22 protein-coding genes are annotated in these 24,466 nt (G+C 73.8%); 20 read left to right on the top strand and 2 right to left on the bottom strand.

Annotation, left to right across the window (positions count from 1 at the left end; all coding sequences use genetic code 11):
• The first annotated feature begins 19 nt into the window (after positions 1-19).
• The 11 genes from AC0VX4_RS07625 (at position 20) to AC0VX4_RS07575 (ending at position 10,009) form a co-directional block, all read left to right on the top strand.
• The gene (locus tag AC0VX4_RS07625) at positions 20-769 is read left to right on the top strand and encodes a sulfite exporter TauE/SafE family protein (protein ID WP_475464173.1); all 750 of its coding nucleotides are present in this window, start codon (positions 20-22) and stop codon (positions 767-769) included.
• Between the two features lie 130 nt (positions 770-899).
• Positions 900-1,487 (top strand): ribosome assembly cofactor RimP, encoded by a 588-nt coding sequence (locus AC0VX4_RS07620; RefSeq protein ID WP_475464172.1) that lies wholly within the window; start codon positions 900-902, stop codon positions 1,485-1,487.
• A gap of 1 nt (position 1,488) precedes the next feature.
• Entirely contained in the window at positions 1,489-2,475 is a 987-nt protein-coding gene (nusA, locus tag AC0VX4_RS07615) for a transcription termination factor NusA (protein WP_206396080.1), read from the top strand.
• Positions 2,476-2,517: 42 nt separating this feature from the next.
• Positions 2,518-2,859, top strand: a complete 342-nt coding sequence (locus AC0VX4_RS07610; protein ID WP_036334361.1) for a YlxR family protein — start codon at positions 2,518-2,520, stop codon at positions 2,857-2,859.
• Positions 2,860-3,050: 191 nt separating this feature from the next.
• Positions 3,051-5,873, top strand: coding sequence for a translation initiation factor IF-2 (gene infB / locus AC0VX4_RS07605; RefSeq protein WP_475464171.1), 2,823 nt, complete (start codon positions 3,051-3,053; stop codon positions 5,871-5,873).
• A gap of 80 nt (positions 5,874-5,953) precedes the next feature.
• Positions 5,954-6,406, top strand: coding sequence for a 30S ribosome-binding factor RbfA (rbfA, locus tag AC0VX4_RS07600; RefSeq protein WP_049158269.1), 453 nt, complete (start codon positions 5,954-5,956; stop codon positions 6,404-6,406).
• Between the two features lie 13 nt (positions 6,407-6,419).
• Positions 6,420-7,385 (top strand): tRNA pseudouridine(55) synthase TruB, encoded by a 966-nt coding sequence (gene truB / locus AC0VX4_RS07595; RefSeq protein ID WP_475464170.1) that lies wholly within the window; start codon positions 6,420-6,422, stop codon positions 7,383-7,385.
• Entirely contained in the window at positions 7,382-7,750 is a 369-nt protein-coding gene (locus AC0VX4_RS07590; RefSeq protein ID WP_206396263.1) for a hypothetical protein, read from the top strand. The genes truB and AC0VX4_RS07590 overlap by 4 nt, the downstream gene beginning before the upstream one ends.
• An 11-nt stretch (positions 7,751-7,761) precedes the next feature.
• A complete protein-coding gene (locus AC0VX4_RS07585) occupies positions 7,762-8,193 on the top strand; it encodes a hypothetical protein (RefSeq protein ID WP_206396262.1) in 432 nt (143 codons plus the stop codon).
• Positions 8,193-9,170, top strand: coding sequence for a bifunctional riboflavin kinase/FAD synthetase (locus AC0VX4_RS07580; protein WP_065573756.1), 978 nt, complete (start codon positions 8,193-8,195; stop codon positions 9,168-9,170). The genes AC0VX4_RS07585 and AC0VX4_RS07580 overlap by 1 nt, the downstream gene beginning before the upstream one ends.
• Positions 9,167-10,009: a class I SAM-dependent methyltransferase gene (locus AC0VX4_RS07575; protein ID WP_475464169.1), complete on the top strand. Its 843-nt coding sequence runs from the start codon at positions 9,167-9,169 to the stop codon at positions 10,007-10,009. The genes AC0VX4_RS07580 and AC0VX4_RS07575 overlap by 4 nt, the downstream gene beginning before the upstream one ends.
• Here AC0VX4_RS07575 and AC0VX4_RS07570 read toward each other — a convergent pair.
• A complete protein-coding gene (locus tag AC0VX4_RS07570; RefSeq protein ID WP_098471410.1) occupies positions 9,987-10,991 on the bottom strand; it encodes a CPBP family glutamic-type intramembrane protease in 1,005 nt (334 codons plus the stop codon). The two genes, AC0VX4_RS07575 and AC0VX4_RS07570, sit on opposite strands and share 23 nt — an antisense overlap.
• A 131-nt stretch (positions 10,992-11,122) precedes the next feature.
• On the opposite strand from AC0VX4_RS07570, the gene rpsO reads away from it, so the two are divergent.
• The 5 genes from rpsO to AC0VX4_RS07545 all read left to right on the top strand — a co-directional run bounded on the left by rpsO (position 11,123) and on the right by AC0VX4_RS07545 (position 16,717).
• Positions 11,123-11,392: a 30S ribosomal protein S15 gene (rpsO, locus tag AC0VX4_RS07565; RefSeq protein ID WP_010079122.1), complete on the top strand. Its 270-nt coding sequence runs from the start codon at positions 11,123-11,125 to the stop codon at positions 11,390-11,392.
• A 295-nt stretch (positions 11,393-11,687) separates the two neighbouring features.
• Positions 11,688-13,949: a polyribonucleotide nucleotidyltransferase gene (locus tag AC0VX4_RS07560; RefSeq protein WP_098471411.1), complete on the top strand. Its 2,262-nt coding sequence runs from the start codon at positions 11,688-11,690 to the stop codon at positions 13,947-13,949.
• Between the two features lie 93 nt (positions 13,950-14,042).
• Positions 14,043-15,371, top strand: coding sequence for a M16 family metallopeptidase (locus AC0VX4_RS07555; RefSeq protein WP_475464168.1), 1,329 nt, complete (start codon positions 14,043-14,045; stop codon positions 15,369-15,371).
• A gap of 43 nt (positions 15,372-15,414) precedes the next feature.
• Complete coding sequence (gene dapB, locus AC0VX4_RS07550) at positions 15,415-16,206, top strand: 4-hydroxy-tetrahydrodipicolinate reductase (protein ID WP_069941349.1); 792 nt, start codon at positions 15,415-15,417, stop codon at positions 16,204-16,206.
• Complete coding sequence (locus AC0VX4_RS07545) at positions 16,199-16,717, top strand: hypothetical protein (protein WP_041104248.1); 519 nt, start codon at positions 16,199-16,201, stop codon at positions 16,715-16,717. The genes dapB and AC0VX4_RS07545 overlap by 8 nt, the downstream gene beginning before the upstream one ends.
• Before the next feature lie 17 nt (positions 16,718-16,734).
• Here AC0VX4_RS07545 and AC0VX4_RS07540 read toward each other — a convergent pair whose 3' ends face one another.
• Entirely contained in the window at positions 16,735-18,006 is a 1,272-nt protein-coding gene (locus AC0VX4_RS07540) for a heparan-alpha-glucosaminide N-acetyltransferase domain-containing protein (RefSeq protein WP_475464167.1), read from the bottom strand.
• Between the two features lie 41 nt (positions 18,007-18,047).
• Between AC0VX4_RS07540 and dapA the strand changes: the two genes are divergently transcribed.
• Genes dapA through AC0VX4_RS07520 form a run of 4 tightly spaced genes read left to right on the top strand, consistent with a single transcriptional unit; the run spans position 18,048 to position 24,456 of the window.
• Positions 18,048-18,965 (top strand): 4-hydroxy-tetrahydrodipicolinate synthase, encoded by a 918-nt coding sequence (gene dapA, locus AC0VX4_RS07535; protein ID WP_269601220.1) that lies wholly within the window; start codon positions 18,048-18,050, stop codon positions 18,963-18,965.
• 14 nt (positions 18,966-18,979) lie between these two features.
• A complete protein-coding gene (locus tag AC0VX4_RS07530; protein ID WP_049161741.1) occupies positions 18,980-20,665 on the top strand; it encodes a ribonuclease J in 1,686 nt (561 codons plus the stop codon).
• 54 nt (positions 20,666-20,719) lie between these two features.
• Complete coding sequence (locus AC0VX4_RS07525; protein WP_475464166.1) at positions 20,720-23,845, top strand: FtsK/SpoIIIE family DNA translocase; 3,126 nt, start codon at positions 20,720-20,722, stop codon at positions 23,843-23,845.
• The gene (locus AC0VX4_RS07520; RefSeq protein ID WP_049161745.1) at positions 23,842-24,456 is read left to right on the top strand and encodes a CDP-alcohol phosphatidyltransferase family protein; all 615 of its coding nucleotides are present in this window, start codon (positions 23,842-23,844) and stop codon (positions 24,454-24,456) included. The genes AC0VX4_RS07525 and AC0VX4_RS07520 overlap by 4 nt, the downstream gene beginning before the upstream one ends.
• Positions 24,457-24,466: the final 10 nt, after the last annotated feature.

Here is a 24,466-nt window from a genome sequence, read left to right as displayed (position 1 = left end):
CGCCGGACTGCTCGTCCTCGTGCTCGTCGCGGGCTTCGCGGCGGGCTGGATCGACGCCGTCGTGGGCGGGGGCGGCCTGCTGCAGCTGCCGGCCCTGCTGCTCGTGCCCGGGCTGAGCCCGATCCAGGCCCTGGCCACCAACAAGCTCGGCTCGGTGTTCGGCACGGCGACGTCGGCGCTCACCTACCGGCGGCGCCTGCGGCAGGACCTGTCCACTGCACTGCCGATGGCCGCCGTCGCCTTCGCGGCGGCCCTGGGCGGGGCCGTGGTCGCCGCGCATCTGCCGGCCGGCGTGATCCGGCCCGTGATCCTGGTGGCGTTGATCGCCGTCGCCGTGTTCACGGCCGTGCGCCCGGGCCTCGGGCAGGTCGCCGGCGTGGGGCCGCGGCGGAGCGCCGCGCTGGTCCGGGCCGTGGCGCTCGGCGCGGCGGTGGGCTTCTACGACGGCGTCCTCGGCCCCGGCACGGGCACGTTCCTCATCCTGGGGCTGGTCCTGCTGCTCAAGTTCGACTTCCTGCACGCCTCGGCACAGGCGAAGGTGGTCAACCTCGCGACCAACCTCGGCGCGCTCGCGTACTTCGTGCCCGCGGGGCACGCGATGCTGGGCCTGGGGCTGCTGCTCGGCGCGGCCAACCTCGTGGGCGGCTACGTGGGGGCCCGCATGGCGATCGCCCGCGGCACCGGCTTCATCCGCGTGGTGTACCTCATGGTGGTGACCGCGCTCATCGTCAAGGTCGGCGCGGACACCCTCGCCCCGCTGCTGCGCTGACCGCGCCCCGTCCGACCCGGTCGGGAGCACTCGGCCCCGCCGTGGGCCGCCGGTAGGCTCGGCCCCGGATCCCGACCCCGGCCCCCGCCCGCGTGACGCGGCGGCCCCGACCCGACGAGTGAGGCACCCCATGGACAGCACCGACCGCCGCGACGACCTCGCCGAGCTGCGCACCCGCGTCGAGGAGGCCCTGGCGGCCGACGACGTGGTGGTGGAGCAGGTGCGCGCCACGGGCACCGCCGAGCACCGCACCGTCGAGGTGGTCCTCGACCGCGCCTCGGGCACCCAGGGCCTGAGCCTGGACGACGTCGCCCGCCTCTCCGGCCGGGTCTCCGCCGTCCTCGACGCCCTGGGCGACCACGTGCCCGGCGTCGGCGCGGGGGAGTACCTGCTCGAGGTCACCACCGCGGGCGTGGACCGCCCGCTCACCGAGCCCCGCCACTTCGCCCGCAACGTCGGCCGTCTCGTCGAGGTCTCGGTCGACGGCGCCGCGCCCGTGACCGCCCGCCTGAAGGACGTGACGGCCGACGACGTCGAGCTGGCCGTGGTGCGCCCGCCCGCGAAGAAGGGCATGAGGGCCAAGGAGCTGCCCGCCGAGCGGGTCGCCCTCGACCGCCTCGGTCCGGCGATCGTGCAGGTAGAGTGGAGCCCCGCTCAGCAGGCCGGCGACGCCGACGCCGCCGCGGGCGAGGACACGGCCGAGCACACGGAGGCATGAGTTGGACATCGACATGAGCGCGCTGCGCATGCTGGAGGCGGAGCGGGAGATCCCGATGGACCGCCTCATCCCCACCATCGAGCAGGCCCTGCTCATGGCGTACCACCGCACCCCGGGGGCCCTGAAGCGCGCCCGCGTGGAGATCGACCGCGCGAGCGGCCACGTCACCGTGTGGGCCACGGAGCTGGACGAGGACGACACGCCCATCGGCGAGTTCGACGACACTCCGAACGGCTTCGGCCGGGTGGCCGCCTCCACGGCGCGCCAGGTGATGATCCAGCGCATGCGCGAGGAGGACGACGACAAGGTCCTCGGCGAGTTCAAGGACAAGGAGGGCGAGCTCGTCTCCGGCGTCATCCAGCAGGGCCTGAACCGCCACATGGTCCAGGTGAACCTCGGCACCCTCGAGGCCGTCCTCCCGCCGCCCGAGCAGGTGCCCGGCGAGGACTACGCCCACGGCCGCCGGATCCGCGCCTACGTGGTCTCCGCGACGCGCGGCGCCAAGGGACCGTCCGTCACGGTGTCCCGCTCGCACCCCGGCCTCGTGCGCAAGCTCTTCGAGCTCGAGGTCCCGGAGATCGCGGACGGCTCGGTCGAGATCACGGCGCTGGCCCGCGAGGCCGGCCACCGCACCAAGATGGCCGTGCGCGCGACCCGCCCCGGGGTGAACGCCAAGGGCGCCTCCATCGGCGAGATGGGCAGCCGCGTGCGCGCCGTCATGACGGAGCTCAACGACGAGAAGATCGACATCATCGACCACGTGGACGACCCCGCCGCGATGATCGCCAACGCCCTCTCGCCCGCCACGACCGTCTCGGTGGAGATCCTCGACGCGGACCAGCACTCGGCCCGCGCCGTGGTGCCGCAGTACCAGCTGTCCCTGGCCATCGGCAAGGAGGGCCAGAACGCCCGCCTCGCGGCCAAGCTCACGGGCTGGCGGATCGACATCGTCGGCGACGGGGTCACCACCTCCGCCCCGGGCCGCTGACCGTCCCCGGGAACAGATCCGGGCCCAAACGCGCTAGGATGGATGAGGTCCTTTCTCGATCCGACGCCCGTGAGGGGTGAACGCATGACGTCTCGGACGGTCGTGCGCACCTGCATCGGATGCCGATCGAGGGCGGACCAGCAAGAGCTGGTGCGCGTCGCCCTGGACTCCTCGACGGAACCCCCATCCGTCGTCTGGGACCCGGAACGACGCCGTCCCGGCCGGGGTGCGTGGCTGCACCCCGGCGAGGACTGCCTCCACCTCGCCCTGCGCCGCCGCGCGTTCGGGCGGGCCTTCCGGTCCGCCGTCGACGCCGACGCGCTGGTCCGCACCGCGGAGGCACCGGCTGACAGACCGACAGATGAAGGCGGGTCAGAGATCTGATGCGTACCCGATGAGCACTGAAGCATGAGTGCCCAGCGATGAACTTCACCCCCTGCTATCAGGCAGGCCGTGGTGCGCGTGCCCTGGTGGCGCGCGCGACGGCCTGGAGCAACGTCAACGGTCCCAGGACGCGCTGAGACGGACAGCCCGAGCGGCTCCGTTCCGGCCCGTGGGGCCAGAACAGGAGAACCGTGGCCAAGGTCCGCGTCCATGAGCTCGCCAAGGAGCTCGGCATCACCTCGAAGGAGGCCTTGAGCACGCTCAAGGACCTCGGCGAGTTCGTCAGCTCGGCTTCGTCCACCATCGAGCCCCCGGTGGTCAAGAAGCTGCGCAACGCCTACCCGGGTGCCGGCAAGTCCGCCGCCAAGCCCGGTTCCACGCCCGCCGCCCCGGCCGCGGGCCGTTCCGCCGCGCCGAAGCCGGCGGCCGCCCCGTCGCCGCGCACCGCGGCCCCCACGTCGAACGCCGGCGCCCCGGCGCCCGGTCCCGCCGCGGGCCGCACCGCCGCGCCCAAGCCGGGCGTCGCCCCGACCCCCGGCCCCGCCGCACCGACGCCGGCCGCCCAGGTCCCGGCCGCCCCGGCCGAGCCGAAGGCCCCGCAGCCGTCGGCCACGCCGGGGTCGGCCGCGCCGAAGCCGGGCGCCGCTGCGCCCAAGCCGGGTGCCTCCGCGCCCAAGCCGGGCGCCCCGCGTCCCGGCAACAACCCGTTCAGCCCCAAGGGCGGTTCCGCCGGGTCTCGTCCGGGCGCCCGCCCGGGCGGCCGTGGCGGTGCTCCGCGCCCGGGCAACAACCCGTTCGCCCCCTCGCAGGGCATGCGCTCCGGTCGCGAGGACCGCGCGCCTCGTCCGGGCGGCCCCCGTCCGCAGGCCGGCGCCGGTGGCCCCCGTCCGGGCGGTCCGCGCCCGGCCGCGGGCGCCGGCGGTCCCCGCCCCGGTGGGCCGCGTCCGAACCCGGGCATGATGCCCAAGCAGATCACCCCGGCCCCGCAGCCGGCCCGCGGCCGTGGCCGTCCGGGCGGCGGCCCCGGCGGCGGTCCGGGTCGTCCCGGCGGCCCGGGCGGCCGTGGCGGTCGAGGCAACGCCCAGGGCGCCTTCGGGCGCGGCGGCGGCCCGCGCAAGGGACGCAAGTCGAAGCGCGCGAAGCGCCAGGAGTTCGAGCAGCAGCACACGCGTGAGATCGGCGGCGTCAAGGTCCCCAAGGGCGACGGCACCACCGTCCTGCGCCTGCGCCGCGGTGCGTCCCTGGCCGACTTCGCCGAGAAGATCCGCGCCGACGTCGCCGACCTGGTGAAGGTGCTCTTCACCCTCGGCGAGATGGCCTCGGCCAACCAGTCCCTCGACGAGGAGACCTTCCAGCTGCTCGGCGACGAGCTGGGCTACAAGGTCCAGATCGTGTCCCCGGAGGACGAGGACAAGGAGCTGCTGGAGGCCTTCGACATCGACCTCGAGGCCGAGGAGGCCAACGAGGACGAGGCCGACCTCGAGCCGCGCCCCGCGGTCGTCACCGTCATGGGCCACGTGGACCACGGCAAGACGCGTCTGCTGGACGCCATCCGCTCCTCGAACGTCATCGAGGGCGAGGCCGGCGGCATCACCCAGCACATCGGCGCCTACCAGGTGCCCGTGGAGCACGAGGGCGAGCAGCGTCGCCTCACCTTCATCGACACCCCGGGTCACGAGGCGTTCACCGCCATGCGTGCCCGCGGTGCGAAGGTCACCGACATCGCCGTGCTGGTGGTGGCGGCCGACGACGGCGTCATGCCGCAGACCGTCGAGGCGCTCAACCACGCCCAGTCGGCCGGCGTGCCGATCGTGGTGGCGGTCAACAAGATCGACAAGGACACCGCCGCCCCGGACAAGATCCGCGGTCAGCTCACCGAGTACGGCCTCGTGCCCGAGGAGTACGGCGGCGACACGATGTTCGTGGACGTCTCCGCGCGCAACAACATCAACATCGACCAGCTGCTCGAGGCGATCCTGCTCACTGCGGACGCCGCCCTCGAGCTCACGGCGAACCCGCACAAGGCCGCCCGCGGCGTGGCCATCGAGGCCAACCTCGACAAGGGCCGCGGCGCCGTCGTCACCGTGCTGGTGCAGACCGGCACGCTGCGCGTGGGCGACACCATGGTGGTGGGCTCCGCCCACGGGCGTGTGCGCGCCATGTTCGACGAGAACGGCAAGGCCGTGGAGGCGGCCGATCCGTCGCGTCCCGTCCAGGTGCTCGGCCTGTCCTCGGTGCCGCGCGCCGGCGACTCGTTCCTCGTCACCGACGACGAGCGCACCGCCCGCCAGATCGCGGAGCGGCGCGAGGCGGCGGACCGCAACGCCCAGCTGGCCAAGCGCCGCAAGCGCATCACCCTGGAGGACTTCGACCAGGCTGTGGCCGAGGGCAAGCTGGACACGCTCAACCTCATCATCAAGGGCGACGCGTCCGGTGCCGTCGAGGCGCTGGAGGACTCGCTGCTCAAGATCGAGGTCGGCGAGGACGAGGTGCAGCTGCGCGTCATCCACCGCGGCGTCGGCGCCATCACGCAGAACGACGTGAACCTGGCGACCGTGGACAACGCCATCATCATCGGCTTCAACGTGCGCCCCGCCGAGCGGGTCGCCGAACTGGCCGACCGCGAGGGCGTGGACATGCGCTTCTACAACGTGATCTACGACGCGATCGACGACATCGAGAACGCGCTCAAGGGCATGCTGAAGCCGGAGTACGAGGAGGTCGAGCTCGGCTCGGCCGAGGTCCGCGAGGTGTTCCGCTCCTCCAAGTGGGGCAACATCGCCGGTTCGCTCGTGCGCTCGGGCCTCATCCGCCGCAACGCCCAGGCTCGCCTGGTGCGCGACGGCGTGGTGGTCTCCGATCACCTCAGGATCGAGTCGCTGCGCCGCTTCAAGGACGACGCCACGGAGGTCCGCGAGGGCTACGAGTGCGGCATCGGCCTGGGCAACTTCAACGACATCAAGGAGGGCGACGTGATCGAGACCTTCGAGATGCAGGAGAAGCCGCGCGTCTGACGGCCGGGGCGGGGGCCCGCACGGGCCCCCGCCTTCCGCGTCCCACCCTCTGAACCATCACCACCGGAAGGAACCGCACCATGGCCGATCCGGCACGCGCCGGCCGCCTGGCCCAGCGCATCAAGGTCCTCGTGGCCGAGGCGCTGCGCCGCGGCGTCAAGGACGACCGCGTGGAGCCCGTCACCGTGACGGAGGTCCGCGTGACCAACGACCTGCAGCACGCCACCGTCTACTACACCGTCCTGGGCGACGAGGCCACGGTGGCCGCCGCCCACGAGGGAATCCAGGACAACCGCGGCATCCTGCGCCGCGAGGTGGGCCGCGGGCTCACCATCCGCCTGGTGCCCACGCTCGAGTTCGTGGCGGACACCGTCCCCGAGGCGGCCGCACACCTGGAGGACGTCCTCCGCGTGGCCAAGGAGCGGGACGCCGAGCTGGCGAAGGCGCGCGAGGGCGCGTCGTACGCCGGTGACGCGGACCCGTACCGCGCCGCGGAGCCGGACGCCGACGCCGACGACGCCCCGCGCGCCTGAGGCCCGCGGCACGGTGAGCGCACGCAGCACCGGGGGACAGGCCCCCGACGCGCCGGGAACGGAGGCGTCGGGGGTCGTCCTCGTGGACAAGCCGCAGGGGTGGACCTCGCACGACGTCGTCGGGCGGGTCCGCCGGCTGGCGGGCACCCGCAAGGTGGGCCACGCCGGCACCCTGGACCCCATGGCCACGGGCCTGCTCGTGGTCGGCGTCAACAAGGCCACGCGCCTGCTGACCGCCATCACGGGCACGGACAAGACGTACACGGCCACGATCCGGCTCGGGCAGTCGACCGTCACGGACGACGCGGAGGGCGAGGTCGTGCAGACCCGGCTGGCCAACGCCGTCACGCCCGAGCGCGTCGCCGAGCAGGTCGCCGCCCTGACGGGCGAGATCCTGCAGGTGCCCTCGGCCGTCTCCGCCGTCAAGGTGGCGGGCCGGCGCGCCTACGATCGCGTCCGCGCGGGAGAGGACGTCACCCTCGACGCCCGCCCCGTCACCGTGCACGAGTTCACGGTGCACGAGCTGCGCCGGCTCGACGGCGGCCGGCTGGTCGACCTCGACGTCACCGTGCGCTGCTCCTCCGGGACCTACATCCGGGCGCTCGCCCGCGACCTGGGCGAGGCCCTCGAGACCGGCGGGCATCTGACGGCGCTGCGCCGCACCGCCGTCGGCCCGTTCGACGTGGCCGACGCGCTCACGCTCGAGGCCCTCGCGGAGCGCTTCGCGATGACCGAGCTCTCCGCGGCCGCCGCCGGGCTCTTCCCGGTGCGCGAGCTGACGGAGGACGAGGCCCACGAGCTCGCCTTCGGGCGGGTCGTGGCGCCCACCGGCACGGGTGAGACGCTCGTCGCCGGACGCGCGCCGGACGGCCGCGTCATCGCCCTCGTCTCCGACGTGCGCCGCCGCGGCGCCGACGTCGCCAAGCCCCAGCTCGTGTTCGCCCCGGCCGAGGGGCCGGGACAGGGAAGGACCGCATGATCCTCGACGCCTGGTTCTGGACGGGACTGGTGATCGGTGCCGTCTCGTTCGTGGTCTGCGTGGTGATGACGGCGATCCGCCGCCACCCCGCGGACGCCTCGATCCTCTCGGTGGCCGCCGTCGAGCTGTTCACGCTCGTCTACGCGGCGGCCGCCGCCGTCCGCCAGCTCGGCGGGGACACCCTGAACGGCCCCGGCTGGGAGTTCTGGGGCTACATCCTCACCGCCCTGATCGTGCCGGTGATCGCCGTGGGCTGGGCCGCCACGGACAAGACCCGGTGGTCCAACCTCGTGCTGGCCGTGGTCGGGCCCACGATCGCCGTGATGCTGCACCGCATGCAGGTCATCTGGTTCGGGCAGTGGTGAGGAGGACGGACATGGCACCCAGCGACGGCGCCCCCGCGCGCAACCAGGGTCTCGGCCGGATCATCGTCATGGTCTACGCGGTGTTCGCCCTCTCGGCGAGCGCGCGCAGCCTCTTCCAGATCCTCACGCAGTTCGACGCCGCCCCCGTGGCGTACACGCTCTCCGCGGTCGCGGCGGTCGTGTACATCGTGGCGACGCTCGCGCTCGCCCGCTCCGGCCCCCGCGCCTGGGCCGTGGCGCTCGGCGCCGTGCTCGTGGAGCTGGCCGGCGTGGTCGGCGTGGGTCTGTGGACCGTCCTGGATCCGGGGATGTTCGCCCATGACACCGTGTGGTCCCGGTTCGGCGCGGGCTACGGCTACGTGCCGCTCGTGCTGCCGGTGGTCGGCCTGATCTGGCTGCTGACGCACCGCCCCGCCCGCCCGGCCGAGGCGGGGGCGCTCTGATGCGGGTCTGGAACAGCCTGGACGAGGTCCCCACGGACCTGCCTCGCACCGTGGTCACCCTGGGCAACTTCGACGGCGTGCACCGCGGCCACCGCGAGGTGCTGCGCCGGGTCGTCGAGCTGGCGCGGGCCCGCGGCGCCCTGGCCGTGGCCGTGACCTTCACCCCGCACCCGCGCGCCGTGCACCATCCCGAGGTGCCCCACGTGGACATCATCAGCCCCGAGCAGCGGGTCGTCCTCCTGGACGAGGCGGGTCTGGACGCGGTGCTCCTGCAGCGCTACACCCTCGAGTTCGCGGACCAGTCCCCGGAGGAGTTCGTCCGCGGCATGCTCGTGCACGGGCTGCACGCCGCCGTCGTGGTCGTGGGGCACGACGTGCGCTTCGGCCGGGGCAACACCGGCGACGTCGCGGAGATGGTGCGCCTGGGGGCCCGCTACGGCTTCGAGGTCGAGGCCGTCGAGGAGTTCCCCGCCGAGCACGGTGCCGAGCCGGAGCGCCGCTGCTCCTCGACGTGGGTGCGCGAGGCGCTGGCCGCGGGCGACGTCGCGCAGGCCGCGGCCGTGCTCGGCCGGCACCACGTGCTCGCCGGCGAGGTGGTGCACGGGTTCGCGCGCGGCCGCGAGCTCGGCTTCCCCACGGCGAACCTCGAGACGGATGTGCAGGGCATGATCCCGGCCGACGGCGTCTACGCCGGCTGGGTGCACGACGCGCACGGCGGGGTGTGGCCGGCCGCGATCTCCATCGGCTCGAACCCCACCTTCGAGGACGTCTCCCGCGTGGTGGAGGCGCACGTGATCGACCGCCACGACGAGCGCGTGGAGGACTTCGACCTGTACGGCCAGCACATCGAGGTCGAGTTCGTGGCCCGGCTGCGTGGGATGGTCGCCTACGAGGGCGTCGAGAAGCTCGTGGCGCAGATCACGCAGGACGTGGACGAGGCCCGGGCGATCCTGGCCACGACCCCCTCCGATCGGTGAGCGCCCCGGAGCCGGGCGCTCCCCCCGCCGTGCCGAACCTGCCGGGGCGCCCGGCCCGGGCCCGTCGGGCCGGGCCCAACCCCTTCGAGGCCGGCGGTGAGCACTACGACGCCGTCCGCCCCTCCTACCCGTCCGCCGCGGTGGACCGCGTCCTGGCGGACACCGCCGAGGGCGCGGACGTGGTGGAGCTCGGGGCCGGCACGGGACTGTTCACCCGGCTGCTCGCGGCCCGCCCGGCGGACCGGGTGCGGACGGTGACGGCCCTCGAGCCGTCGGCCTCGATGCGCGCCGTCCTGGAACGCGAGGTCGCGGCCGGCACGGGCGGGCGGGTGCGCGCCGTGCCGGGCACGGGCGAGTCCACGGGCCTGCCGGCGGCGAGCGCCGACGTCGTGGTGGCGGCCCAGGCGTGGCACTGGATGGACCCGGCCGCGGCGAGCGCGGAGGCCGCACGGGTGCTGCGCCCGGGCGGGCGCCTGGCCGCGGTGTGGAACCAGCTCGACACGGCGGTGCCGTGGGTGCACCGTCTCACCCGGATCATGCACGCCGGGGACGTGCACGCCGCCCGGCCGGAGCAGCGCCGGTTCGCCGCCCCGTTCGGGGCGGAGGAGCACGCGCGCTGGGCGTGGACGCAGCCGATGACCGCGGCCGGGCTGCACGGGCTCATGGCCTCGCGCTCGTACTGGCTGCGCGCGGACGAGCGGATCCGGTCCCGGATGACGGCCAACCTCGACTGGTACCTGCACGAGCACCTGGGCCATGCGGCGGAGGCGGTCCTGCAGGTGCCCTACGTGACGGTGGCCTGGTGGGCGGCGCCGGTCAGGGGCGGGCGCCCACGGTGACCGGGACCGTCCGGGCGATCCCGGCCCGCCGCGCCTGCCAGAGCAGCAGCGCCGTGGCCACCGCGACCACCGCCACCGAGAGCAGCGTGGCCGCCGGGGAGCCGGCGGTCTCGGCGCCCACGTAGCTGTCCTCGACGGTGCCCACGAGCGTGCCGACGGCGATGATCACCACGTTGTTGACCACGTGCAGCGCGACGGCGGCCTCGAGCCCGCCCGTGCGCCACGTGAGCAGGACGGCCGCGACGGCGAACGCGGCGAGGTCCAGCAGGATCCACGGGTCGAGCGAGCCGTGGGCGAGGGAGAAGGCCGCCGCCGAGAGCGCCGCGGTGACGGCGACGGCCACGACCGGCCGGCGGATCCACGTGCCGACGGCCAGCAGCAGCCACCCGCGGAACAGGTACTCCTCACCCGCGGCCTGGAACGGGGTGAGCACGAACGCCATGACGAGCAGCCAGACCCAGTCCTGCGCGCGCGGGGCCGTGGGGGCGCCGTCGAGGGCCCACGTGCCCAGCACGTAGGCGAGGAACAGCGGCGTCAGCACGACGACGCAGCGCGCGAGCCAGCGCCAGCGCACGCGGCCCTCGACCGAGTGGACGAAGCGGGCGGCGACGGGGTGGCCCAGGGCCACGGCCAGCAGCGCGACCCCGATCAGTGCGGCGAGCAGGAGGTTGTTCAGCAGCACCATGGGCGCGGAGTACAGGTCGAGGTCGGTCACGTCCGTCGGGTCGGCCGCGTCGAGCAGTCCGGGCCCGGACGTGGCGATCAGGGCGAGAGCGCCCAGCACGCCCCCGAGCACGAGAAGGCCCACCAGGCCGGCCAGCACGAGGCCGAAGGACGCGAGCGGGTTCCACCATCGGGCCCGCGGCGTGCGCAGCAGCGCGGGGTAGCCGTGGCCGATCAGCGGCAGATCCAGGGGCGGCGCGGGCGGCCGGACGGGGAACGACGGCGGGGCCGGGGAGTGGGGTACCGGTGGGGTGCTCACCGGGCCAGGGTAGGCGATGCGGTAGAGTCGACCCTCGGCCTCCCTGCAGTCCGCGGTGGGGTGGGCCCCGCGTCGTCCGCCCCGGCGGGGCGCGGCCCGTGTTCGCGGTACCGAAGTGAAGGAGGCCCACCATGGCCCTGGATCCCGCTGTCAAGCAGCAGATCATCAAGGAGTACGCCACCCACGAGGGCGACACCGGCTCCCCCGAGGTGCAGATCGCGGTCCTGTCCCGCCGCATCAAGGACCTGACCGAGCACCTCAAGGAGCACAAGCACGACCACCACACCCGCCGCGGCCTCATGGGCCTGGTCGGTCGCCGTCGTCGCATGCTGGGCTACCTGCAGAACGTCGACATCGAGCGCTACCGTGCGCTGATCGAGCGCCTCGGCCTGCGCAAGTGACCTGAGGAGGCGGCGCCGGAGCCCGCGGGAGACCCGCGAGCGCCGGCGCCGCCTTTCGTCTGCCCCCGGACGCACGTAGTGTGTCCCGAGGGGAGACCGCCGCAGCCTGCGGCACCCCGGCGCGCCACGGCGCGCCTCCCTGCATCGTCGAAACACCCGACGGCTCCGCGCCCATCGCCCGCGGTCCTCGACAGTGGCTTCCGGACCCCGCCGCACGGCGGGATGCCGAGGGCCTCGATCGAAGACCAGGGGGACAGGGACGCGTGCGGCGCCGTCCACCTGAAAGGAGGCCCTCATGGAGGGTCCTGAGATCACCTTCGCCGAGGCCGTCATCGACAACGGCTCGTACGGCAAGCGCACCGTCCGCTTCGAGACCGGGCGCCTCGCCCAGCAGGCCGCCGGCGCCGCCATGGTCTACATCGACGAGGAGACGTCGATGCTGTCCGCCACGACCGTGGGCAAGTCCCCCCGCGAGGGCTTCGACTTCTTCCCGCTGACCGTGGACGTCGAGGAGCGCATGTACGCCGCGGGCCGCATCCCCGGCTCGTTCTTCCGCCGCGAGGGCCGCCCGTCCACGGACGCGATCCTCACCTGCCGCCTGATCGACCGCCCGCTGCGCCCGGCGTTCGTCAAGGGCATCCGCAACGAGGTCCAGGTCGTCGTGACCGTCACCTCGATCGCCCCGGACGAGATCTACGACACGGTGGCCATCAACGCCGCCTCCCTGTCCACGCAGCTGTCCGGCCTGCCGTTCTCCGGTCCCATCGGCGGCGTGCGCATGGCCCTCATGGACGACGGCTCCGGCACGCGCCAGTGGGTCGCGTTCCCGAAGCACTCCCAGCTCGAGGGCGCCGTGTTCAACATGGCCGTGGCCGGCCGCGTGGTGGGCGACGACGTCGCCATCATGATGGTCGAGGCCGAGGCGACCCCGGACTCCTGGACCCTGGTCAAGGAGCGCGGCGCGCAGGCGCCCACCGAGGAGATCGTGGCCGAGGGCCTCGAGGCCGCCAAGCCCTTCATCCGCGCCCTGTGCGAGGCCCAGGCCGACCTGGTCAAGCGCGCCGGCAAGGACCCGGTGGACGTCCCCGTGTTCCAGGACTACCAGGACGACGCCTACGCCGCCGTCGAGAAGCTCGCCACGGGCCGCCTGACCGAGATCTTCTCCATCGGCGACAAGCAGGAGCGCGAGTCGGCCTCGGACGCCTACCTGCTCGAGGTGCTCGAGGAGCTCGCCGGCGAGGGCAAGGACTTCGCCGAGCGCAAGGGCGAGATCGCCAAGGCCTACGGCTCCCTCACCAAGCAGATCGTGCGGCGCCGCATCCTCACCGACCAGGTGCGCATCGACGGCCGCGGCCTGACGGACATCCGCAAGCTGACCGCGGAGGTGGAGGTCCTGCCCCGCGTGCACGGCTCCGCCATCTTCGAGCGCGGCGAGACCCAGATCATGGGCGTCACCACGCTGAACATGCTCAAGATGGAGCAGCAGATCGACTCGCTGGCGCCGGAGACGGCCAAGCGGTACATGCACCATTACAACTTCCCGCCGTACTCGACCGGCGAGACCGGCCGCGTGGGCTCCCCGAAGCGCCGCGAGATCGGCCACGGCGCCCTCGCCGAGCGCGCCCTGGTGCCCGTGCTGCCGGCCCGCGAGGAGTTCCCCTACGCCATCCGCCAGGTCTCCGAGGCCCTCGGCTCCAACGGCTCGACGTCGATGGGCTCCGTCTGCGCCTCCACCCTGTCCCTGCTGAACGCGGGCGTGCCGCTGCGCTCGCCCGTGGCCGGCATCGCCATGGGCCTGGTCTCCGCCGAGGTGGACGGCCAGACCCAGTACGCGGCCCTGACCGACATCCTCGGCGCCGAGGACGCGTTCGGCGACATGGACTTCAAGGTGGCCGGCACCGCCGAGTTCGTCACCGCGATCCAGCTGGACACCAAGCTGGACGGCATCCCGGCCTCCGTGCTGGCCGCCGCCCTGACGCAGGCCCGCGAGGCGCGCCTGCACATCCTGTCCGTGCTGAACGCCGCCATCGACGCCCCGGACGAGATGGCCCCCACCGCCCCGCGGATCATCTCCGTGCGCATCCCGGTGGACAAGATCGGCGCGGTCATCGGCCCCAAGGGCGCCATGATCAACCAGATCCAGGACGACACGGGCGCGGACATCACCATCGAGGACGACGGCACCGTGCTGATCGGCGCCACCGACGGCGCCTCGGCCGAGGCCGCGCGCTCCGCGGTGAACGCGATCGCCAACCCGCAGGTCCCCGAGGTCGGCGAGCGCTACCTCGGCACCGTCGTGAAGCTGACCACGTTCGGCGCGTTCGTCTCGCTCACCCCGGGCAAGGACGGCCTGCTGCACATCTCCGAGCTGCGCAAGCTCAACGAGGGCAAGCGCGTGGACGACGTCGAGGACGTGCTCGGCGTGGGCCAGAAGGTCCAGGTGGAGATCACCAAGACCGACGACCGCGGCAAGCTCTCCCTCTCCCCGGTGGTGGCGGAGTCCGACGCCGTGGCCGAGACCGCTGACGCGATCGAGTCCTCGCAGACCGAGGCCTGATCCGCCCCGGCCGGGCATGCCCGCCCCGGTGACCACGACGGCGCCGCACCCTCCCCGCGAGTGGTGCGGCGCCGTCGTCGCGCATGGGCGAGAATGTCCGTCATGAGTGTTCACCGTGAGATCCCCCTGGACTTCGACGGCGTGCTGGCGGACGAGGGCAACGGTTCCGTGGTGCGCCGCTCCGTGCTGCCCGGCGGCGTCCGCGTGCTCACCGAGGCCGTGCCGGACCAGCGCTCGGTGACCATCGGCTACTGGGTGGCCGTCGGGTCCCGTGACGAGTCGCCCGAGGGCTACGGCGCCACGCACTTCCTCGAGCACCTGCTCTTCAAGGGCACGCCCACGCGCACCGCGATGGACATCGCGGCCGCCTTCGACCGCGTGGGCGGGGAGTCCAACGCCGGCACGGCCAAGGAGTCCACCGTCTACCACGCCCGCGTGCTGGACGAGGACCTGCCGATGGCCGTGGAGGTCCTCACGGACATGCTCACCTCCTCCCTGATCGACCCGGACGAGCTCGAGACCGAGCGCGGCGTGATCCTCGAGGAGCTCGCCATGGACGCGGACGACCCCGTGGACGTGGCCCACGAGAAGCTCGCCGAGGTCATGCTGGACGGCCACCCCCTCGGCCGGCCGATCGGCGGCACGCCCGAGACGATCCGGGCCGTCACCCGCGACCATGTGGTCGGGCACTACACGCACTGGTACCGCCCGGACGAGCTCGTCGTCACCGCCGCCGGCCACCTCGACCACGACGAGGTCTGCCGCCTCGTCCTCGCCGCCCTGCGCGCCTCGGGCTGGGAGCTCACCCCGGGGGCCCTGCCCGCCCCGCGTCGTGCCGTGGACACCGCCGGGGCCGCGGCCTCGCGGGTGCGGACCGGCACGCACACCGTCACCAAGGCGGTCGAGCAGGCCAACGTCCTCGTCGGCGGCCGCTCGCTGTCCACCACGGACCCGGACCGCTTCGCCCTGGGCGTCATGCAGTCCGTCCTCGGCGGGGGCATGTCCTCGCGGCTGTTCCAGGAGATCCGCGAGCGCCGCGGCCTGGCCTACAACACCTACTCGTTCTCCGCCGGGTACTCCGACGCCGGCTACTGGGGCCTGTACGCGGGCTGCCAGCCGGACCGGGTGGACGAGGTGGCCGCGCTGATGGAGGCCGAGCTGGACCGGATGGCCGAGGCCGACGTCACCGGGGAGGAGCTCGCGCGCGCCCACGGGCAGATTTGCGGCGGCACCGTGCTGGGCATGGAGTCCACGGGCGCCCGCATGTCCCGGCTGGGACGGGCCGAGCTGGTCACGGGGGAGTACGTGGACCTGGCGGCCTCCCTCGCCCGGGTCCGCGAGGTCGACGCCGGCCAGGTCCGGGCCGTGGCCGCGCGCCTGGCCGCGGGGGACCGGGCGCGCGTCGTCGTCGCCCCGGCCTGACCTCGGCCACGGCCGCCGGGGCGGGCCGCGTAGGCTGGAGGCCATGACCGAGACCCGCACCCCCTCCGCCGTGTCCGCTCCCGACGACGTCCCGCGCGTCGCGATCCTGGGCGCCCGTGGCCGCATGGGCCGCCACGCGGTGCCCGCGGTGCGAGCGGCCGAGGGGCTGGAGCTCGTGGCCGAGCTCGGCTCGCAGGACCGCCTGGACGCGGTGCTCGACGCCGGCGCCACCCACGTCCTGGACCTCACGGTCCCGGACGCCTCGCCCGAGAACGTGGCCTTCGCCGTGGAGCACGGGCTGCACACCGTGGTCGGCACGTCGGGCTGGGTGCCCGAGCGCCGCGCGCGCCTGGAGGCGCAGCTGGCTGAGCACCCGGGGGTGGGCGTGCTGATCGCCCCGAACTTCTCGGTCGGCTCGGTGCTGGCCTCGGCGTTCGCCGCGCAGGCGGCGCGGTACTTCGAGTCCGTCGAGCTCGTCGAGCTGCACCACCCGGACAAGGTGGACGCCCCGTCGGGCACGGCCGTGCGGACCGCCGAGCTCATCGGCGCGGCCCGGGACGCGGCCGGCGTGCCCGTCTCCCCGGACGCCACCGAGCACGACCCGGACGGCGCGCGCGGCGCCGTCGTCCACGGCGTGCACGTGCACGCGGTGCGCCTGCGTGGCCTGGAGGCGCACCAGGAGGTGCTGCTGGGCGGGCCGGGCGAGCAGCTCGTGGTCCGGCACGACGCATTCGACCGCGGCGCCTACATGCCCGGCGTCGTCCTCGGCCTGCGGACCGTGGCCTCCCGCCCGGGTCTGACCTACGGACTGGACGGATACCTGGACCTTGGCTGAGCCCTCCCGCACCCCCGACGACGGCGCCGTGGGCCCGACCGCGCACGCCGCCCGTGCCCGCCGCTCGACCGTGATGAGCAAGGTGTGGGTCGGCTTCGTCTGCCTGCTCGTGCTGCTGTTCGCCGGGTTCGCCCTCAACGCGTCCGTCGCGCTGGTGCGCGCCCCGCAGCCGCTGGCCAAGGCGATCGGCGTGGGCGTCATCCTCGTGGTGCTGGTGACCGTGGCCGTCCTGGCCCGCGAAGTGTGGTTCGGCCGCCAGACCGAACGCCTGGCCGACCAGCTCGAGGCCGAGGGCGGACTGCCGGAGGACGACCTGCCGCGCTCGCCGGGCGGCCGGATCGACCGGGAGGCCGCCGACGCCCAGTTCGAGCTGTACCGCGTGGAGGCCGAGGCCGCACCACGCGACTGGCGCGCCCGCTACCGCCTCGCCCTGGCCTACGACGCCTCGGGCGACCGCCGCCGCGCCCGCGAGGCGGCCCGGGAGGCCGTCCGCCTGCACCGCGCCGGCTGACGCGGCCCACGCCTCGCTCAGCGCCCCCCGACGGCCCGTTCCCCACCCGCCCGGGAGAGCCGGGCCATCACGGCCTCGAGCGGACCCCGTCGGCCGCTGAGCTCGGCGGCCAGCCCGGCCGCGAGGCTCAGCACGACGAGGGCGGCGAGCAGCGCCCCGTCGGCCGGATCGAGTCCGGTCGCGTCCACGAGCGCGAGCACCACGAGGTGCCCCACGTAGAGCGTGAGCGGGATGCGCCCCGCACCCACGAGCGGGCGCAGCGCGGCGTGCCCGACCAGCGGCCGGGCCAGCAGGCAGGCGCCCAGCACGGCGCACGCCCAGCCCGCCGCGAGCACGGCGGCCACCACGGACCCGGAGTGCGGGGTGGGCAGGGCGAGCCACAGCGGATCCGGGATCAGCAGCGCGAGCCGCGGCTCGCCCGTGCGCAGCGTGAGCGCCGTCTCGGCCGGGTCCGTGTCGATCGCCGCGGCGACCCGCCCGACCGTGCCCGGGGCCCGCCGCACCGCTGCGCCGACGACGACGGCCGCCGCCCACGCCGCGGCCCCGCCGCCGAGGATCCCGGCGGCCACGCGGGGCCGGTCCAGCGGCAGCCGCCCCAGGGCCAGCCCCAGCACGAGGAACGCGCCCCAGGACAGGACGGGGTAGTAGCCCGTGACCGTCAGATCGGCCAGCAGCAGCCCGGGACGCAGCAGGTCCGCGGGGCCGGGGGAGAGCCAGAGCCGCCCGCCCACGAAGAACTCCTGACGGCCCAGGGCGGCCTGCGCGGCCGCGACCACCGCGAACACCAGCACCGGCCCGAGCACGAGCCACGCCCCCGCGATCACCCCCAGGGTGCGGGCGCGCAGGCCCAGCAGGGGCAGCGCGAGCAGGAAGAGCAGGGCGTAGTGGCACAGGATCACCGCCACGGGGACCCCGAGCGTCCCGCACGCGAGCCCGAGCACGAACAGCAGACCCGCGCGGCGGGCGATCCGGCGGCGCAGCGCCGCGAGCCGGACCCCCGTGGCCGGCGTCGCGCCCCCCGTGGACAGGGCCAGCCCGACCCCGGCCAGCAGGACGAACAGCACCGAGGCGCGGCCGGCGAACCACAGGAACGCCGGGTGGGGCGCCCCGTCCGCCGTCACCGGGTCGAGGACGTGGACGGTGATCATGCCGAGCAGGGCGATCCCGCGGGCCGCGTCGACGCCGGGCAGCCGACGACGCGCGGGCCGGTCCGGGCGGACGGCGGCGGGGGGCGGGGCGGGACGCAGGGCGGGCTCCTCTCGGGTCGCCGCGCGTCGCGGAGGGGCCACGGACGGCGCGGGCCCCCAGTCTCGCAGGTAGGGTGGGGCCCATGAGTGCCGTCCGTTCCGCCGTCATCCCCTCCGAGCTGCTCTTCGGCACGGTCGTGCCCGCCATGGTCACCCCCATGACGGACGAGGGCGCCGTGGACCTCGAGGCGGCCGCCGCGCTGGCCGAGCACCTGGTGGACCGCGGGGCCGACGGCCTCGTGGTCACCGGCACCACCGGCGAGACCTCCACGCTCACGGACGACGAGAACGTGGCGATGTTCCGCACCGTCGTCGAGGCCGTGGGGGACCGCGCCAGGGTCGTGGCCGGCACCGGCACCAACGACACGGCGCACACCCTCGAGCTGTCCCGCCGCGCGGCCGAGACGGGCGTGGACGGGCTGCTGCTCGTCACCCCGTACTACAACAAGCCCAACCAGGCCGGCATCCGCGCGCACTTCGAGGCCGTGGCCGACGGCGTGGACCTGCCGATCATGCTCTACGACATCCCGGGCCGCTCCGTGATGCCGATCGAGCCTGAGACGATCATCGCGCTCGCGCAGCACCCCAACATCCGTGCGCTCAAGGACGCCAAGGGGGACCTGCAGGCCACCACCACCGTCCTGGCGCACACGGACCTCGACCTCTACTCCGGCGACGACGGCGCGACCCTGCCGCTCATGGCGCTCGGCGCCGTGGGGGTCGTCTCGGTGGCCGCGCACGCGGCCCCCGAGCTGTACCGCCGGCTCGTGGACGCCGTCCACGCCGGCGACCTGGCCGGTGCCCGTGATCACCACTTCGCGCTGGACCCCGTCCAGCGCGGCATCATGACCCATGTCCAGGGCGCGGTGGCCGCGAAGGCCGTCCTCGCCGCCCAGGGCGTCATCCCGTCCGCAGCCGTGCGGCTGCCCCTCGTCCCGGCCACGCCGGACGAGCTCTCCGTCATCCGAGCCGACCTCGCGGAGGCCGGCATCACCTTCTAGAAGGGACCCGTTCCATGACCGCAGGCACCCGCCTGTCCACCCCGCCCAAGCTCAAGCGGGGCACCTGCCGCATCGTCCAGCTGGGCGGCCTCGAGGAGGTCGGCCGCAACATGGTCACCTTCGAGATCGACGGCAAGATCCTCATCGTCGACTGCGGCGTCCTCTTCCCCGAGGAGCACCAGCCCGGCGTCGACCTGATCCTGCCGGACTTCGACTACATCCGGGACCGGGTGGACGACGTCGTCGGCATCGTCCTGACCCACGGCCACGAGGACCACATCGGCGCCGTCCCGTACCTGCTGCGCCTGCGCGACGACATCCCCGTGATCGGCTCCAAGCTGACCCTCGCCCTGATCGAGGCCAAGCTCGAGGAGCACCGGATCAAGCCGCGCACCCGCGTGGTCAAGGAAGACGACATCGTCGAGTTCGGCCCGTTCGAGTGCGAGTTCGTGGCCGTGAACCACTCGATCCCGGACGCGCTCGCCGTCGCCATCCACACGGACGCCGGCACCATCCTGCACACCGGCGACTTCAAGATGGACCAGCTGCCGCTCGACGGCCGCATCACGGACCTGCGCGCCTTCGCCCGTCTCGGCGAGGAGGGCGTGGACCTGTTCATGACCGACTCCACGAACGCCGAGGTCCCGGGGTTCACCACCACGGAGGCGGAGATCGGCCCCACCCTCGAGCGCTACTTCGCCACGGCGAAGCGCCGCATCGTGGTGGCCTCGTTCTCCTCTCACGTGCACCGCGTGCAGCAGGTCCTCGACGCCGCCCACAAGCACGGTCGCAAGGTGGCCTTCGGCGGGCGCTCCATGATCCGCAACATGACCATCGCGGCGAAGCTCGGCTACCTCAACGTGCCGAACGGGATCCTCGTGGACATCCGCAAGGTGGACAAGTACCGCGACGACGAGATCGTGCTGATGGTCACCGGCTCCCAGGGCGAGCCGATGGCGGCCCTGTCCCGCATGGCCAATGGGGACCACCAGGTGCAGCTGGAGGAGGGCGACCTCGTCGTGCTGGCCTCCTCCCTGATCCCGGGCAACGAGAACTCCGTGTTCCGCGTGATCAACGGGCTCATGAAGCTCGGCGCGACCGTGGTGCACAAGGGCATGGCCAAGGTGCACGTCTCCGGCCACGCCTCCGAGGGCGAGCTGCTGTACTGCTACAACATCGTCGAGCCCGAGTTCGTGATGCCGGTGCACGGCGAGACCCGCCACCTGATCGCCAACGGCCGGATCGCGGAGAAGACCGGCGTGCCGGCCGAGAACGTCATCCTGGCCGGCAACGGCACCGTGGTGGACATGACCGACGGCCTCGTGAAGGTCGTCGGCGAGGTGGAGTGCGGCTACGTGTACGTGGACGGCTCCTCCGTGGGCGAGATCTCCGACTCGGACCTCAAGGACCGCCGTGTCCTGGGCGAGGAGGGCTTCATCTCGATCATCACCGTGGTCAACCGGCAGACCGGCGTGATCGTGTCCGGCCCGGACGTCCACGCCCGCGGCGTCGCCGAGGACGAGAAGGTGTTCGAGGAGATCAAGCCGAAGATCGTCCGGGCGCTCGAGGAGGCCGTGCAGTCCAGCAAGGACCACACCGCCCACCAGCTCCAGCAGGTGGTTCGCCGGACCGTCGGCACGTGGGTCAACCGCAAGCTGCGCCGTCGCCCGATGATCATCCCGGTGGTCCTGGAGGCCTGACCCCTCCGGGTCGCCATGCCTGCCGTGTCCGCGGTTCGCGGTAGTTTGGTGGGCATGGCGACCCGTACTTCCCCCACGCGTTCGTCCTCCTCCTCCGCCACGTCCCGCTCCGGCTCCGCCGGACGCCGAGGCTCCGGACGGAAGGGGTCGACCGCGACCGTCCCCGAGGCCGACCGGCCCGCCGCGCCCCTGCGCGCCCTGCACACCCTGTGGATGGGGCTGGCCACGCCGGTCGGCGCCGGCTTCCGCAAGCTCGGCCCGGACGTGCGCATCGACCGCGAGGAACGCCGTGACGGCACCGGCCTGCTCCTGCTGCTGCTCGCCGCGCTGATCGCGGCCGTGGAGTGGTGGGGCCTGCGCGGCACCGCCGTCGGCCGCGTGGTGCACGGGGTGGTGGGCGGCACCGTCGGGTGGTTCGCCCTCCTGGTGCCGATCGCCCTGCTCGTCGTGGCCGTGCGCTGCTTCCGCCACGCCACGGACCATCGCGCCAACGGACGCATCATCATCGGCCTGCTCATGGCCACCGTCGCGGGCTCCGGCATCGCCCACCTCGTGGGCGGCGTGCCCTCGGCCGCCGACGCCTTCGAGGACATGCTCGGCGCCGGGGGCATGGTCGGCTACCTCGCGACGGCGCCGTTGGCCTCCCTGCTGACACCCGTGCCCGTCTGGGTCCTCATGATCCTGCTGGCTTTCTTCTCGGTGCTCGTGCTCACCGCGACGCCCGTCGGCTCGATCCCGCAGCGGATCGCGGGCGGCTACGACTGGCTCACGGGCCAGGACCCCGAGGGTGCCTCCGAGCAGCGGGCCGCCCGCCGTGCCGAGCGGCGCCGGGCCCGGGAGGAGCGCCGCGAGGCCGAGGACCTCGCCGCCCCGCTCTCCGTGGACGCGGAGACCGGGCGCACCCACCCGGACCACGACCAGTCCTACCTGGACGGCCCGGCCGCCGGCGCCCACGCCGCCGGGGCCTCCCGCCCCGGCCTGTTCGCGCGCCTGTTCGGCGGGCGCCGGGCACGCGAGGAGCAGGCCGCCGACGCCGCCCCGGAGCACACCGCCAGCACCGCCTACGACTCCCCGGTGATCCACGAGGCCGAGGCCGGTTCCCACGCCGCCCCCGAGGCGGAGACCACCCAGGTCCTGCCCCGGCGGGCCGCTCGCGGGGAGCAGGGCGTGTTCGACGCCGAGCAGGCCGCCGCGGACGCGCGGGACGCGGGCCGGGACGCCTCGGACGACTTCGACCCGTGGGTGGACGAGGACGACGCGCCCGAGGACGCGGACGCCGAGCCGCAGCCGCCCGCCGGAGTGCGCCGGCCCACGGCCGCGGACCGTGCCCTCGAGCAGGTCCGCGAGCACGCCCGCGCCCAGCGCGAGGCCGCCGCCCCGGCTGCCGCAGCCCCGGAGGAGGACGCGGGGGAGGACACCCCGTTCGCCATGGACGACGCCCCACGTCAGGGCTCCGGGGCCGCCGCGCCGTCGTCGTCCTCCGCCGTGCCCGCCAGCACCCCCGCACCGGTGCCGCCGGTGACCGCCGAGCCGGCCCGCGGCACCCAGTCCGAGCTGGGCGGGGACGTGTCCTACACGCTGCCGCAGTCTGCCCTGCTCCCCGCCGGGCCCCAGCCGAAGGAGCGCTCCGAGGCCAACGACCGGGTCGTCGCCGCGCTGACCACCACGTTCACCGAGTTCAAGGTGGACGCCCAGGTCACCGGGTTCTCCCGCGGGCCGACGGTGACGCGGTACGAGGTCGAGGTCGCCCCCGGCACCAAGGTGGAGAAGGTGACGGCGCTGGAGAAGAACATCGCGTACGCGGTGGCCTCCTCGGACGTGCGGATCCTCAGCCCCATCCCGGGCAAGCGCGCGATCGGCATCGAGATCCCCAACACGGACAAGGAGGTCGTGGCCCTCGGCGACGTCCTGCGCTCGCAGGCCGCCCAGCGCACCGACCACCCGATGGTGATGGGCGTCGGCAAGGACGTGGAGGGCGGCTACGTGGTGGCCAACCTCGCGAAGATGCCCCACATGCTCGTGGCGGGCGCCACCGGCGCCGGCAAGTCCTCGTTCGTGAACTCGATGATCACCTCGATCCTCATGCGCTCCACCCCGGACGAGGTGCGCATGGTGATGGTGGACCCCAAGCGCGTCGAGCTCACCGCGTACGAGGGCGTGCCTCACCTGGTCACCCCGATCATCACGAGCCCGAAGAAGGCGGCCGAGGCGCTGCAGTGGGTCGTCAAGGAGATGGACACCCGCTACGACGACCTCGCGGCGTTCGGCTACAAGCACGTGGACGACTTCAACAAGGCCGTCCGGGCCGGCCAGGTGAAGCTGCCGCCGGACTCCAAGCGCGTGCTGCGCCCGTACCCGTACCTGCTGGTCATCGTGGATGAGCTCGCGGACCTGATGATGGTCGCCCCGCGCGACGTCGAGGACGCGATCGTGCGCATCACCCAGCTGGCCCGTGCGGCCGGCATCCACCTCGTGCTCGCCACGCAGCGGCCGTCCGTGGACGTGGTCACGGGCCTGATCAAGGCCAACGTGCCCTCGCGCATGGCGTTCGCGACGTCGTCGGTCACGGACTCGCGCGTGGTCCTGGACCAGCCCGGCGCGGAGAAGCTGCTCGGCCAGGGCGACGCCCTGTTCCTGCCGATGGGCAAGTCCAAGCCCATGCGCGTGCAGGGGGCGTGGGTCAACGAGTCCGAGATCCACGCCGTCGTGGAGCACGTGAAGTCGCAGATGCAGGTCCAGTACCGCGAGGACGTGATCCCCGAGAAGACCGAGAAGGTCATCGACGAGGACATCGGCGACGATCTGGACCTGCTCCTGCAGGCCGTCGAACTCGTGGTCACCACGCAGTTCGGCTCCACGTCCATGCTGCAGCGCAAGCTGCGGGTGGGCTTCGCGAAGGCCGGCCGCCTCATGGACCTCATGGAGTCCCGCGGCGTCGTGGGCCCCTCCGAGGGCTCCAAGGCCCGCGACGTGCTGGTCAAGCCCGACGACCTCGCGGACGTGCTCGCCACCATCTCCGGAGACACCCCGCCCTCGGCCGCATCCGGCGACGCCTCGGCGTCGGCCGGTCCGCGCGACCTGGTGCAGGAGGACCTGGACTCGCGCCCGGCCGCCGTGGACTGGAACGATGAGGACGACGACGAGGGATCGGAGGACGCGTGGCAGCTGACGGGCAGATGAGCACGGCGGGCGGGGCGCAGCACGTGTCCGCCTGGAACCTGCCGAACATCCTGACCTCGGTGCGCATCCTGATGGTGCCCTTCTTCGCCTGGGCGCTGTGGGCCGGCGGGCCGTGGGGCGGCGACTCTCTCCTCGCCCGCTGGCTCGCGCTGGCGCTGTTCGCGGCGGCCATGTACACCGACAAGCTCGACGGGGACATCGCCCGCGCCCGCGGGTTGATCACCGACTTCGGCAAGATCGCGGACCCCATCGCGGACAAGCTGCTCACGGGCACGGCCCTCGTGCTGTTCTCCCTGCTGGGCGAGCTGTGGTGGTGGGTGACCATCGTGATCCTGGTGCGTGAATGGGGCATCACCCTGATGCGCTTCGTGGTGATCCGCTACGGCGTGATGCCGGCCGGCCGCGGCGGCAAGCTCAAGACCGTGCTGCAGACCGTGGGCATCGGCCTGCTGCTCCTGCCCCTGGCTCCGCTCGTGGGCGGCTGGTGGCCCTGGGCCGGCTGGGTGGTCATCGGGGCCGCCACCGTGCTGACGGTGCTGACCGGCCTGGAGTACGTCAAGGACGCGTGGGTCCTGCGCCGGGACGCCCTCGCCGCCCAGCGGGGGGCCTGAGGCGATGACC

This window comes from Micrococcus sp. 63XJN7_8_ISO-PGPR-S23-253 (assembly GCF_056173425.1).
Note: the sequence above shows the minus strand (reverse complement) of the source record. Positions and strands in the feature narration are given on the sequence as shown.